The 12,242-nt window shown below is 60.8% G+C and carries 12 protein-coding genes; 9 read left to right on the top strand and 3 right to left on the bottom strand.

Annotated features, from left to right (window positions below; translation table 11 throughout):
* Window positions 1-9 precede the first annotated feature (9 nt).
* The 3 genes from AABM52_RS29130 to AABM52_RS29120 all read left to right on the top strand — a co-directional run bounded on the left by AABM52_RS29130 (window position 10) and on the right by AABM52_RS29120 (window position 2,815).
* Entirely contained in the window at window positions 10-675 is a 666-nt protein-coding gene (locus tag AABM52_RS29130; RefSeq protein ID WP_056726437.1) for a fumarylacetoacetate hydrolase family protein, read from the top strand.
* 202 nt (window positions 676-877) lie between these two features.
* Window positions 878-1,804: an SdiA-regulated domain-containing protein gene (locus AABM52_RS29125; RefSeq protein WP_347909633.1), complete on the top strand. Its 927-nt coding sequence runs from the start codon at window positions 878-880 to the stop codon at window positions 1,802-1,804.
* Window positions 1,805-1,897: 93 nt separating this feature from the next.
* Entirely contained in the window at window positions 1,898-2,815 is a 918-nt protein-coding gene (locus AABM52_RS29120) for an SdiA-regulated domain-containing protein (RefSeq protein WP_347909632.1), read from the top strand.
* 146 nt (window positions 2,816-2,961) lie between these two features.
* Here AABM52_RS29120 and rpiA read toward each other — a convergent pair whose 3' ends face one another.
* Entirely contained in the window at window positions 2,962-3,636 is a 675-nt protein-coding gene (gene rpiA, locus AABM52_RS29115; RefSeq protein WP_347909631.1) for a ribose-5-phosphate isomerase RpiA, read from the bottom strand.
* A 222-nt stretch (window positions 3,637-3,858) separates the two neighbouring features.
* Between rpiA and ilvA the strand changes: the two genes are divergently transcribed.
* Together ilvA and AABM52_RS29105 are read left to right on the top strand one after the other, a co-directional pair.
* Window positions 3,859-5,373 (top strand): threonine ammonia-lyase, biosynthetic, encoded by a 1,515-nt coding sequence (ilvA, locus tag AABM52_RS29110; protein WP_223445192.1) that lies wholly within the window; start codon window positions 3,859-3,861, stop codon window positions 5,371-5,373.
* A gap of 40 nt (window positions 5,374-5,413) precedes the next feature.
* On the top strand, window positions 5,414-5,839 hold the full coding sequence (locus AABM52_RS29105; protein WP_347909630.1) for a DUF2269 domain-containing protein: 426 nt from the start codon (window positions 5,414-5,416) through the stop codon (window positions 5,837-5,839).
* A 93-nt stretch (window positions 5,840-5,932) separates the two neighbouring features.
* On the opposite strand, the gene AABM52_RS29100 is transcribed toward AABM52_RS29105, so the two are convergent.
* The gene (locus AABM52_RS29100; RefSeq protein WP_347909629.1) at window positions 5,933-6,589 is read right to left on the bottom strand and encodes an HAD family hydrolase; all 657 of its coding nucleotides are present in this window, start codon (window positions 6,587-6,589) and stop codon (window positions 5,933-5,935) included.
* 143 nt (window positions 6,590-6,732) lie between these two features.
* Here AABM52_RS29100 and AABM52_RS29095 point away from each other — a divergent pair, with 143 nt between their 5' ends.
* Window positions 6,733-7,212, top strand: a complete 480-nt coding sequence (locus AABM52_RS29095) for an RNA pyrophosphohydrolase (protein WP_003229203.1) — start codon at window positions 6,733-6,735, stop codon at window positions 7,210-7,212.
* 22 nt (window positions 7,213-7,234) lie between these two features.
* Window positions 7,235-9,514, top strand: coding sequence for a phosphoenolpyruvate--protein phosphotransferase (gene ptsP, locus AABM52_RS29090; RefSeq protein WP_347909628.1), 2,280 nt, complete (start codon window positions 7,235-7,237; stop codon window positions 9,512-9,514).
* Window positions 9,515-9,643: 129 nt separating this feature from the next.
* Here ptsP and AABM52_RS29085 read toward each other — a convergent pair whose 3' ends face one another.
* Window positions 9,644-10,390: an NRDE family protein gene (locus AABM52_RS29085; RefSeq protein WP_347909627.1), complete on the bottom strand. Its 747-nt coding sequence runs from the start codon at window positions 10,388-10,390 to the stop codon at window positions 9,644-9,646.
* A 134-nt stretch (window positions 10,391-10,524) separates the two neighbouring features.
* On the opposite strand from AABM52_RS29085, the gene AABM52_RS29080 reads away from it, so the two are divergent.
* On the top strand, window positions 10,525-11,307 hold the full coding sequence (locus AABM52_RS29080; protein ID WP_347912704.1) for a sulfite exporter TauE/SafE family protein: 783 nt from the start codon (window positions 10,525-10,527) through the stop codon (window positions 11,305-11,307).
* Between the two features lie 97 nt (window positions 11,308-11,404).
* The gene (gene lgt, locus AABM52_RS29075) at window positions 11,405-12,211 is read left to right on the top strand and encodes a prolipoprotein diacylglyceryl transferase (RefSeq protein ID WP_347909625.1); all 807 of its coding nucleotides are present in this window, start codon (window positions 11,405-11,407) and stop codon (window positions 12,209-12,211) included.
* The last annotated feature ends 31 nt before the right edge of the window (window positions 12,212-12,242 follow it).

The following is a 12,242-nucleotide window of genomic DNA, read 5'->3' as shown; positions in this document are numbered from 1 at the left end:
GAGTCGGTAATGAGCTATCAGCACCAGTATGTCGACGGTACGCGCATTCACTTCCCCCTGGGAAAAGTGGTGTGCATCGGCCGTAACTACGCCGAACACGCCAAGGAACTGGATAATCCGGTGCCGACCGAACCACTGCTGTTCATCAAGCCGGGCAGTTGTGTGGTGCCGCTGGAAGGCGGTTTCAGCATTCCGACCGAGCGCGGTTCGGTGCATTACGAGGCGGAAATCGCGGTGTTGATCGGCAAGCCGTTGTCGACCAAGCCGAGCCGTGAAGAAGTGCTCGACGCCATCTCCGGTTTCGCCCCGGCCCTGGATCTGACCCTGCGCGACAAGCAGGCCGAGCTGAAATCCAAGGGCCTACCCTGGGAAATCGCCAAGTCCTTCGATGGTGCGGCAGTGCTTGCTCCGTTCGTGTCCGGCAGCACCTTTGCCGACCTGACCGACATTGGTATCCGCCTGACCATCAACGGTGAAGTGCGTCAGGACGGCAACAGCAGTGCGATGCTCAACCCGATCGTGCCGATGATCCAGCACATGGCCGGCTGCTTCTCGCTGCAGGCCGGGGACGTGATCCTCACCGGCACGCCAGTGGGCGTTGGTCCGCTGAACGTCGGTGACGAGATCGTTCTGGAATTGCCGGGCGCCAGCAGTTTCACCAGCAGCGTTCGCTAGTCCAGATACCGCCAAACCCTGTGGGAGCAAGCTCGCTCCCACAGTAGTATTTGGTGGGCTGAAGTCCGGATTCCACACAGTTCCACCCTGTCATTTCCCGTTTTTTTCACATCCAGTCTGGATAATTTCAGGGCTGTTGGCCTCTGAGCCGGCCCCAAACTGTGCTATTACCCCTAGCCTGAATTTCTGGAACGCATCTCCGATGGCCACTCCTCCGCTTTCCACGCATGAACCTGTCCGCCGCTCGCGCTTCGCCTTGCGTTGGTACATCTGGCTGCTGTTTGTGGCCGTTGTCGCCTACGGTGTCGCATTTGCCATGCAGTGGGATTCGCGGGGCGTGCTCTGGGTGAAAGAGCAATTCAAAAGCCCGGCCGAGCGTCAGGCCAGTATCTGGCTGCCGGACTACCGGGCGGTGATCGATGCCAAACCGTTGCCGGGCATGGAAAAGGACGAAGCGTCAGACCTGTCGTACGACCCCCAGACCAAGACCCTGTTTTCGGTCATGGGCAAGAACCCGTTCCTGGTCGAGCTGACATTGCAGGGCGATGTACTGCGCAAAATGCCGTTGGTCGGCTGGAGCAATCCTGAGGGCGTCACCGTGCTGGGCGACGGCCGGCTGGCCATTGTCGATGAGCGCGAGCATCTGATCGCTATCGTCAAGGTCGATGCCGATACCCGTGAACTGAATATCGCCGACTTCCCGACTTACGACCTCGGGCCTTCCAAAGACCAGAACAAGGCCTTCGAGGGTGTTACCTGGGACCCGCGCAATCAGCAACTGCTGCTGGGCGAAGAGCGCCCGCCGGCATTGTTTGCCTGGAAAGGTGACGGCAAGGTCCTGACCGGCGACAAGCTGAAGCTGGCCAGCCATGCGCTGGACATGCGCAACCTGTCTGCCCTGGCCGTAGATCCTCGGACCGGCCACATGCTGGTGTTGTCTGCCGACTCGCACCTGTTGCTGGAGCTGGACAAGCAGGGTGAACAGGTCAGTTTCATCGCCCTGCTGCGTGGCTTCAACGGCCTGAAAAATACCATTCCGCGCGCAGAAGGCGTCACCATGGATGAAGCGGGCACGCTGTACATGGTGAGTGAGCCGAACCTGTTTTATCGCTTCGAAAAACAGAAGTAATCAGCGCCTGTACGTAAAAGGCCCGCGGCCATTAAGCTTCAGTTCAGACGGGCGTGATATTTCATCCGCCTGTTCTGATCCGAGCCCACCCGAATGCGTCGATTTGCCCGCCCCAAATCCCTGATTCTGATCCTGTCGGTGGTCTTGCTGATCGCGTTGATGGCGATCGCCCAGTACATGCGCCTGTTCGAGCGCACCTGGTTCAATCTGCATGCGCTGTGGCAGCCGGTGAGTTCCCGGTCCATGGGGCTGGATCAGTACCAGGTCGTGACCGAGGCGCAGGTGATCGATGGCCTGGCTGACAACGTTTCAGCGCTGACCTACGACCCGATACGCAAAAGCCTGTTCACCGTCACCAACAAACGGAGCGAGCTGATCGAGTTGTCCCTCGACGGCAGGATCTTGCGTCGCGTTGCTTTGGTCGGTTTCGGTGATCCGGAGGCGGTGGAGTTCATCAGTGAGGACATCTATGTGGTCACTGATGAAAGCCAGCAGCGGCTGATCAAGATTCGTCTGGAGCAGGACACCACCTTCGTCGATGCGGCAGACGCCGAGCAGATGACCATTGGCGTACACATGGGCAGCAACAAGGGCTTCGAAGGGCTGGCTTACGATTCGGTGGGCAAGCGCCTGTTCGTCGCCAAGGAGCGCAACCCGATGCTGATCTACGAGGTGCACGGTTTTCCGCGCTTCAACCCTGAAGAATCCTACTCGGTACACGTGATCAACGACCCAAAGCGTGATGCCGGGATGTTTGTGCGGGATCTGTCGAGCCTGCAATACGACGAGCGCAGCGGGCATTTGCTGGCACTGTCGGATGAGTCGCGATTGATTCTGGAGCTGGATGTGGACGGGCGTCCGCTGAGCACAATGTCATTGAGCAAGGGGCACCAGGGCCTGCAAAAAACCGTGCCGCAGGCGGAGGGGATCGCCATGGGAGACGACGAGACGCTGTACCTGGTGAGCGAGCCGAACCTGTTTTACGTGTTCAAGAAGCCAGCGCAACTCTAGCCAACACCACAAAACACTGTGGGAGCGAGCTTGCTCGCGAAGGGGTCGTGTCAGTCGACAGGGATATCAACTGACAGACCGCTTTCGCGAGCAAGCTCGCTCCCACAGGTTTTTTCATCTGCCCACAAAAATGTGGGCGGTCTTGGTTACTCGGCGCGCAGGGTTTTTACACCTTCGCTCGTACCCAGCAACAACAGATCCGCCGGACGTGCCGCAAACAAACCGTTGGTGACCACGCCGACGATCGCATTGATCTGCGTTTCCAGTTCCACCGGATTGGTGATCTGCATGTTGAACACGTCGAGGATGATGTTGCCGTTGTCGGTCAGCACGCCTTCACGGTAAACCGGGTCGCCGCCGAGCTTCACCAGTTCACGGGCCACGTGGCTGCGGGCCATCGGGATCACTTCCACCGGCAGCGGGAAATTACCGAGGACCGGCACCAGTTTGCTGGCATCGGCGATGCAGATGAAGGTCTTGGCCACGGCCGCGACAATCTTCTCGCGGGTCAGGGCCGCGCCGCCGCCCTTGATCAGGTTCAGGTGCTCGTCGCTTTCATCGGCGCCGTCGACATAGAACTCCAGGTCGCTGACGGTGTTCAGTTCGTACACCGGAATCCCGTGGTCCTTGAGGCGCGCGGCGGTGGCTTCGGAACTGGCGACGGCGCCATCGAATGCGCCCTTGTGCCTGGCCAGCGCGTCGATGAAGCAGTTGGCGGTGGAGCCGGTGCCGACCCCGACGATGCTCTTGTCGTCGAGTTTCGGAAGGATGAAGTCGACGGCGGCCTGAGCCACTGCCTGTTTGAGTTGATCCTGGTTCATGCGGGCTCCGGGGTGCCGAGGAGGGGACGAAAGGCCGGCATTATAGGCTTCGGGGCGGGGAAGGTCATTGCCCGATTGGCAGGTCAAAAGATCGCACCTGTAGGGGCTGCCGAAGGCTGCGATCTTTTCGCGGGCTTAAAACCACCTGTTTAGTGTGGTCGCCCGCCCAAAATGCGGGTTAGACTCCTTGGTCCTGCCCAACCCGCTCAGTGATGCTTTCCGATGCTTGAACAGTACGTCAAAAAGATCCTCACCTCGCGCGTTTATGACGTTGCCGTAGAAACCCCGCTGCAGACTGCTCGCCAGCTCTCCGAGCGGCTGGGCAACAGCATTTGGCTCAAGCGCGAAGACTTGCAGCCGGTGTTCTCGTTCAAGATTCGCGGCGCCTACAACAAGTTGACCCAGTTAAGCGACGAAGAACGCGCTCGCGGTGTGGTCACCGCGTCGGCGGGCAACCATGCCCAGGGCCTGGCCCTGGCGGCGAAGGTGTTGGGCGTGAAAGCGACCATCGTCATGCCCAAGACCACCCCGGAGATCAAGGTCGAAGGCGTGCGCTCCCGTGGCGGCAAAGTGGTGCTGCACGGCGATTCGTTCCCGGAAGCCCTGGCCTACTCGCTGAAACTGGTCGACGAAAAAGGCTACGTCTACATTCACCCGTATGACGATCCCCACACCATTGCCGGGCAGGGCACCGTGGCGATGGAGATTCTGCGCCAGCACCCGCAGCCACTGGATGCGATTTTCGTCCCGGTGGGCGGCGGCGGCCTGATCGCCGGCATCGCGGCTTATGTGAAGTACCTGCGCCCGGACATCAAGGTCATCGGTGTCGAGCCGGATGATTCCAATTGTCTGCAAGCGGCCATGGCGGCCGGCGAGCGAGTGGTACTGCCGACAGTAGGCCTCTTCGCCGACGGCGTTGCGGTAGCCCAGATCGGTCAGCACACCTTCGATATCTGCAAAGACTATGTCGATGAGGTGATCACCGTCAGCACCGACGAGATCTGCGCGGCCATCAAGGATATCTACGACGATACCCGCTCGATCACCGAACCTGCCGGCGCCTTGGGCGTGGCCGGGATCAAGAAATATGTCGAGCAGCGCGGCGTCAGCGGCCAGACCTTCGTGGCCATCGACTCCGGGGCCAACGTCAACTTCGACCGCCTGCGCCACGTCGCCGAGCGAGCGGAGCTGGGTGAGGGCCGCGAAGCGATCATCGCCGTGACCATTCCCGAGAAGCCGGGCAGCTTCAAGGCGTTCTGCGAGGCCATCGGCAAGCGCCAGATCACCGAATTCAACTACCGCTACAACACCGGCAGCGAAGCGCACATCTTCGTCGGCGTGCAGACCCACCCGGAAAACGACCCGCGCAGCGCGTTGATCGCCAGCCTGAGCGAGCAGGGTTTCCCGGTGCTGGACCTGACCGACAACGAACTGGCCAAGCTGCACATCCGCCACATGGTCGGCGGGCGTGCGGCGCATGTGGTCGATGAAGTGATCCTGCGTTTCGAATTCCCGGAACGTCCGGGCGCGCTGTTCAACTTCCTCAACAAGCTGGGCGGGCGCTGGAACATCTCGATGTTCCACTACCGCAACCATGGCGCGGCCGACGGCCGGGTCGTCGCGGGCCTGCAAGTGCCCCACGACGAGCGCCACCTGGTGCCGGCGGCGCTGGAAGAAATCGGTTACCCGTACTGGGACGAAAGCGACAACCCGGCCTATCAACTGTTTCTTGGCTGAACGGCTACGCTTTCGGGCAAGGCTATAAGGAAATCTGACAATGGAAACGTTAACTGCCCTGAAAGCGGCGCACATGGTAGCAACGGTTGTACTGCTGGCTTGTGCGCTGGGGCTTGGAGTCTGGGTTTTGCTTGCGCGGCGCAAGGGTGATGCGACGGCGGGTAGTCGCACCTTGCAGCGGCCAAGGGTGTTTGTCTGGCTGCTGATGGGCCTGGCGCTGCTGAGCATGCCGTTCACCGGCTGGTGGATGGTGCATCTGGTGGGCTGGTCGCTGGGGCAGACCTGGTTGCTGGCATCCAGCGTGCTTTATACCGTGGCGGCACTGGCGTGGTTCTGGCTGCTGGTGCGGCTGAACAAACTGCGCAAGACGCCGGGTGGCGTGGGGAAATTCACCTTTGCCTTGGCACTGTTCAGTTTTGTCTGTCTTGTGGCCATTGCCGGGTTGATGGGGGCCAAGCCTGTTTAAGGCTTGAAACCCGGTCGACCCCATCGCGAGCAGGCTCGCTCCTACAGGGGAACGCATTCCAATGTAGGAGTGAGCCTGCTCGTGATAGCAATTTTAGTCGCGCAACGAAATTACCGGCCAACCCCGCTTCTCGGCCTCGGCCCGCAGATTTGGGTCCGGATCAACCGCCACCGCATGAGTCACCTGCTCCAGCAACGGCAAATCATTCATCGAGTCGCTATAGAAGTAGCTGTCTTCCAGCGTAAACCCGGTCTCCTCCAGCCAGCGATTCAGGCGCGTCACCTTGCCCTCGCGGAAGCACGGCACGTCGGTGCTGCGCCCGGTGTAGCGGCCGTCGAGCATCTCGCATTCGGTGGCGATCAGGGTTTCGACACCAAGACGCTCGGCAATCGGCCCGGTGACGAAGCGGTTGGTCGCAGTGATGATCACCAGTTTGTCGCCGGCCGCGCGGTGCTTGGCCAGCAACTCGATGGCCTTGGGCAGCATGATCGGTTCGATGCAGTCGCGCATGTAATCGCTGTGCCATTGATCGAGCGTGGTCATTTCGGTGCGGCCGAGCACTTCCAGGCAAAAGTTCAGGTAAGCAGCGTTATCCAGTTTGCCAGCCAGGTAATCCTGGTAGAACGCATCGTTGCGAGCCTTGTAGGCGACGGCATCGAGGAAGCCGCGTTCACACAGGTAATCGCCCCAGGCGTGATCGCTGTCACCGCCCAGAAGGGTGTTGTCCAAATCGAATAAAGCCAGGCGCATTACAGTTACCCGCTGAAAAGTCAGTAAAAAGGCGACAAGAATACGGTCTTTTCACAAGAGTGCACATAAGGTAGGAACCTTCGTTGCCGCCTTCACAACCTTTGTGGAACAATGCGGCGACATGCGTTTGCGAGGTTGTTGCCGTGATCGACCCCGATGGTTTTCGCCCCAATGTCGGGATCATTCTGACGAATGACGCCGGCCAGGTGCTATGGGCTCGCCGAATCAATCAAGATGCCTGGCAGTTTCCGCAGGGGGGAATCAACCCCGAAGAGACGCCGGAAGACGCCTTGTACCGCGAGTTGAACGAAGAGGTGGGCCTGGAGCGCGAAGATGTTGAAATTCTCGCCTGCACCCGGGGCTGGTTGCGCTATCGTTTGCCGCAACGTCTGGTACGTACCCACAGCCAACCGCTGTGCATCGGCCAGAAACAGAAATGGTTTCTCCTGCGCCTGATCTCCAATGAGCAGCGGGTGCGGATGGATTTGACCGGTAAACCGGAATTCGATGGCTGGCGCTGGGTCAGCTATTGGTATCCGTTGGGCCAGGTGGTGACATTCAAGCGCGAGGTGTATCGACGCGCTCTCAAAGAGCTTGCCCCGCGCCTTTTAGCGCGCGACTGACGACGGAGTTCGACCCCGAGCCATGCTCAATACGCTGCGCAAGATCGTCCAGGAAGTTAACTCCGCCAAGGATCTCAAGGCGGCGTTGGGGATTATTGTGTTGCGCGTCAAAGAGGCCATGGGCAGCCAGGTCTGCTCGGTCTACCTGCTTGATCCGGAGACCAACCGGTTCGTGCTGATGGCCACCGAGGGCTTGAACAAGCGCTCGATCGGCAAGGTCAGCATGGCCCCCAACGAAGGTCTGGTGGGTCTGGTCGGCACGCGTGAAGAACCCCTGAACCTCGAAAACGCCGCGGACCACCCGCGCTACCGCTACTTCGCCGAAACCGGTGAAGAGCGCTACGCCTCGTTCCTCGGTGCGCCGATCATTCACCACCGCCGCGTCGTCGGCGTGTTGGTCATCCAGCAAAAAGAACGTCGCCAGTTCGATGAAGGGGAAGAAGCCTTCCTCGTGACCATGAGCGCGCAGCTCGCCGGTGTTATCGCCCACGCCGAAGCTACCGGTTCGATCCGTGGCCTCGGTCGTCAGGGCAAAGGCATCCAGGAAGCCAAGTTCGTCGGCGTGCCGGGTTCGCCGGGTGCGGCGGTCGGTACGGCGGTGGTCATGCTGCCACCGGCCGATCTGGACGTGGTGCCGGACAAGGCCATCGCTGACATCGACGCCGAGCTCAAGCTGTTCAAGACCGCCATCGAAGGCGTACGCGCCGACATGCGCGCGTTATCCGCCAAGCTTGCTACGCAGTTGCGCCCCGAAGAGCGGGCCTTGTTCGACGTCTACCTGATGATGCTCGACGATGCCGCGCTGGGCAACGAAGTCACCACCGTGATCAAGACCGGACAGTGGGCCCAGGGCGCGTTGCGCCAGGTGGTCACCGATCACGTCAACCGTTTCGAATTGATGGACGACGCTTACCTGCGCGAGCGTGCGTCGGACGTCAAAGACCTCGGTCGCCGACTGCTCGCCTATTTGCAGGAAGAGCGTCAGCAAACCCTGGTCTACCCCGACAACACCATTCTGGTCAGCGAAGAACTGACGCCGGCGATGCTCGGCGAGGTGCCGGAAGGCAAGCTGGTCGGCCTGGTTTCGGTACTCGGCTCCGGTAACTCCCACGTCGCGATCCTGGCCCGCGCCATGGGCATCCCGACGGTGATGGGCCTGGTCGACCTGCCGTACTCCAAGGTCGACGGCATCCAGATGATCGTCGACGGCTACCACGGCGAGGTCTACACCAACCCGAGTGAAGTGCTGCGCAAGCAGTTCGCCGAGGTGGTCGAGGAAGAGAAGCAACTGGCCCTGGGGCTGGATGCACTGCGCGATCTGCCGTGCGTGACGGTCGATGGCCACCGCATGCCGCTGTGGGTCAACACCGGCCTGCTGGCGGATGTGGCGCGCGCGCAGAAACGCGGTGCCGAAGGCGTGGGCCTGTACCGCACCGAAGTGCCGTTCATGATCAACCAGCGTTTCCCGAGCGAAAAGGAACAACTGGCGATCTACCGCGAACAACTGGCCGCGTTCCACCCGCAACCGGTGACCATGCGCAGCCTGGACATCGGCGGTGACAAGGCGCTGTCGTACTTCCCGATCAAGGAAGACAACCCGTTCCTCGGCTGGCGCGGCATCCGTGTCACCCTCGACCACCCGGAAATTTTCCTGGTGCAGACCCGCGCCATGCTCAAGGCCAGTGAAGGCTTGAACAACCTGCGCATCCTGCTGCCGATGATTTCCGGCACCCACGAGCTGGAGGAAGCCCTGCACCTGATCCACCGTGCCTGGGGCGAAGTGCGTGACGAGGGCTGCGACGTACCGATGCCGCCGATTGGCGTGATGATCGAGATTCCGGCGGCGGTGTACCAGACCAAGGAACTGGCGCGGCAAGTGGACTTCCTGTCGGTCGGCTCCAACGACCTGACCCAGTACCTGTTGGCTGTGGACCGCAACAACCCGCGGGTGGCCGACCTCTACGATTACCTTCACCCGGCGGTGCTCCAGGCGCTGCAGAACGTGGTGCGTGATGCCCACGCCGAAGGCAAGCCAGTGAGCATCTGCGGTGAAATGGCCGGTGATCCGGCGGCGGCGGTGCTGTTGATGGCGATGGGGTTCGACAGTTTGTCGATGAACGCCACCAACTTGCCGAAAGTGAAGTGGATGCTGCGCCAGATCAACCTGAGCAAGGCCAAGGAATTGCTGGCTGAGCTGATGACCATCGACAACCCGCAGGTGATTCACAGCTCGTTGCAGCTGGCGCTGAAGAACCTCGGGTTGGCGCGGATGATCAATCCGGCGGCGATAAAGCCACTCTAGATCTGCGGCGCGCCCATCGCGAGCAAGCTCGCTCCCACAGGATCTCTGGTGCTCACAAAATTTGTGTTCACTGGAGATCCTTGTGGGAGCGAGCCTGCTCGCGATGGGGCCAGTCCAGACAACACACAACTACAGCCTGATCTCCACTTCCCCAAGATGCCCGCCATACGGCCCGAAACTCCTTTCGACCATATGCAGCGCCCCATCCGCCTGCACAATCAACGCCGTACTCGCCCGCGTTCCATAGCTCTGGCTGGCAATGAACACGCTCGACAGCAGCGTTTCAGTGGCAAGCCCCACACCGGTATCCGGCAACTCGGCAAACGGCGCGGTCTGCGCATCGCTCAATAACGCCAACAGCGCCTGAGGTTGCGGATCATCCAGCACCTCGCTCAATGCAGCCTTGGCCTTGAGCAGCTTTGGCCACGGCGTATCCAGTCCGGCGTTCGACACGCCGTAGACACCCGGTTGCAGCATCACCGCTTCTGTCTCCCGGGCATTGAAGTGCCAGAGCTCGTTTTTGTTGCCAACCAGTAGATTGAACCCGCCATATTCAGGCGAACGTCTGACAACGTCGGCCAAATAGTCATCAATCGAGCAATCGCCCTCGAGGAATCGCGCGACCAGTTCCCCACGAGACTTGCGCCCCGGCGGTCGATGGGGATCGCGAATATTGGTCAGCGCCGCAAAACGTCCGTTGGCACCGACACCGAGCCAGGTGCCACCGGCCTCGAGGTCGCGCCCCGCATGCACATGCGGCGCTTCGGGCCATGGCGCCAGGGGCAGGCTGGGGCGGGCGTAGAATTCATCGCGATTGGCTGCCACGACCAGCGGCAGGGCATGACCCGGTCTCCAGGCAAAAACAATCAGGCACATAAGGTTGTCCTTGTGTGTTTTTTGCCCACTCTACGCAGACATCGCTCATCGATCCATCGCCTTGCACAGTGGAGCTTGAGGCCATGCATCCGTTACCATGCCGCTCCGGTTTTGGAGAGGCGAGCGGGACGACCATGGGATTTCTGCTCTATCTGGCGCTCGGCGCCTGTGCAGGTGTGCTCGCCGGGCTGTTTGGCGTGGGCGGCGGGATCATCATCGTCCCGGTGCTGGTGTTCAGCTTCAAGGCCCAAGGGTTCGATCCGTCGATCCTCACGCACCTGGCAGTGGGTACCTCCCTGGCGACGATCATCTTTACCTCGGTCAACGCGGTACGTGAGCATCACCGCCGTGGCGCCGTTCGTTGGCCGATCTTTCTATGGATGACCGTCGGCATTCTGGTCGGTGCCGGGTTCGGCGCGCTGACGGCCGAAGCGATTTCCGGCCCCAACCTGCAGAAGCTCATTGGTGTATTCGCTCTGGTGATCGCCGCTCAGCTGGCGCTGGAGGTCAAACCCAAGGCCAGCCGAACCGTGCCGGGCAAACTCGGTCTGACCGTGGCCGGTAGCGTGATTGGCTGGGCTTCGGCGATTTTCGGCATTGGTGGCGGTTCGTTGACCGTGCCATTCCTGACCTGGCGCAGTGTGCCGATGCAGCAAGCGGTGGCCACTTCATCGGCCTGCGGTCTGCCGATTGCCCTGGCCAGTGCATTAAGTTTCATGATTCTGGGCTGGCACGATCCGTTGCTCCCGGCCCATAGTCTCGGTTTCATTTATTTGCCGGCGTTGCTGGGCATTGCCCTGACCAGCATGGTGTTCGCCCGCTTGGGCGCGCGATTGGCTCACAGGTTGTCGCCGAAGTTGCTGAAACGGCTGTTTGCCGCTTTGCTGTTCTGCGTCGGTCTGAACTTTCTAGTCTGAAGCATCTGCTCTGACGGGCAGCGCAATCCTGGCTTAATCCTGAGGTGGCAGCGTCGCCCGGGAATTTTTAAGATTTGAACTCTAACGAGGAGTCGCAATGCTGCCTTACCCGCAGATCGACCCGGTGGCCCTGGCCATCGGTCCGCTGAAAATCCACTGGTACGGTCTGATGTACCTGATCGGCATCGGCGGCGCCTGGCTGCTGGCGTCCCGCCGCTTGAACCGCTTCGACCCGACCTGGACCAAGGAGAAGCTCTCCGACATGGTGTTCTGGATGTCGATGGGGGTAATCGTCGGCGGACGTCTGGGTTATGTGCTGTTCTACGACCTGAGCGCTTACCTGGCCAACCCGACGCTGATTTTCGAAGTGTGGAAGGGCGGCATGTCGTTCCACGGCGGTTTCATCGGCGTGATGCTGGCGGCGTTGTGGTTCGGTAAAAAGAACAACAAGTCGTTCTTCCAGCTGATGGATTTCGTTGCGCCGATGGTGCCGATCGGCCTGGGCGCCGGACGTATCGGCAATTTCATCAACGCCGAGTTGTGGGGCAAGGCAACCGATGTGCCGTGGGCGATGATCTTCCCGACCGATCCGGCGCAACTGGCGCGTCACCCGTCGCAGCTGTACCAGTTCGCGCTGGAAGGCGTGGCACTGTTCGCCATCCTCTGGTTGTTCTCGCGCAAACCACGGCCGACCATGGCGGTATCGGGGATGTTCGCGCTGTTCTATGGCATCTTCCGTTTCATCGTCGAGTTCGTCCGCGTACCGGACGCCCAGCTGGGCTACCTGGCCTGGAACTGGCTGACCATGGGCCAGGTGCTGTGCGTGCCGATGATCGTCGGCGGGCTGTTCCTGATCTGGCTGGCGTATCACCGCGCCCCGGCGGCTCCAGCGGCAGCCGTATAAAATTCGAACCCCGCAGCGATGGTTGCGGGTT

It is taken from the genome of Pseudomonas grandcourensis, from assembly GCF_039909015.1.
Classification (GTDB): domain Bacteria; phylum Pseudomonadota; class Gammaproteobacteria; order Pseudomonadales; family Pseudomonadaceae; genus Aquipseudomonas; species Aquipseudomonas grandcourensis.
The sequence above is the reverse complement of the archived record's forward strand: the minus strand, read 5'-3'. Positions and strand labels throughout refer to the sequence as shown.

What these genes read in the sequence shown, in the direction of transcription:
- AABM52_RS29125 (WP_347909633.1), top strand. Translation starts at nt 878, where the DNA reads ATGGCCACTCCTCCGCTTTCCACGCATGAACCTGTCCGCCGCTCGCGC.
- AABM52_RS29100 (WP_347909629.1), bottom strand. Translation starts at nt 6,589, where the DNA reads ATGCGCCTGGCTTTATTCGATTTGGACAACACCCTTCTGGGCGGTGAC.
- ptsP (WP_347909628.1), top strand. Translation starts at nt 7,235, where the DNA reads ATGCTCAATACGCTGCGCAAGATCGTCCAGGAAGTTAACTCCGCCAAG.
- AABM52_RS29105 (WP_347909630.1), top strand. Translation starts at nt 5,414, where the DNA reads ATGGAAACGTTAACTGCCCTGAAAGCGGCGCACATGGTAGCAACGGTT.
- lgt (WP_347909625.1), top strand. Translation starts at nt 11,405, where the DNA reads ATGCTGCCTTACCCGCAGATCGACCCGGTGGCCCTGGCCATCGGTCCG.
- AABM52_RS29085 (WP_347909627.1), bottom strand. Translation starts at nt 10,390, where the DNA reads ATGTGCCTGATTGTTTTTGCCTGGAGACCGGGTCATGCCCTGCCGCTG.
- AABM52_RS29080 (WP_347912704.1), top strand. Translation starts at nt 10,525, where the DNA reads ATGGGATTTCTGCTCTATCTGGCGCTCGGCGCCTGTGCAGGTGTGCTC.
- rpiA (WP_347909631.1), bottom strand. Translation starts at nt 3,636, where the DNA reads ATGAACCAGGATCAACTCAAACAGGCAGTGGCTCAGGCCGCCGTCGAC.
- AABM52_RS29120 (WP_347909632.1), top strand. Translation starts at nt 1,898, where the DNA reads ATGCGTCGATTTGCCCGCCCCAAATCCCTGATTCTGATCCTGTCGGTG.
- ilvA (WP_223445192.1), top strand. Translation starts at nt 3,859, where the DNA reads ATGCTTGAACAGTACGTCAAAAAGATCCTCACCTCGCGCGTTTATGAC.
- AABM52_RS29130 (WP_056726437.1), top strand. Translation starts at nt 10, where the DNA reads ATGAGCTATCAGCACCAGTATGTCGACGGTACGCGCATTCACTTCCCC.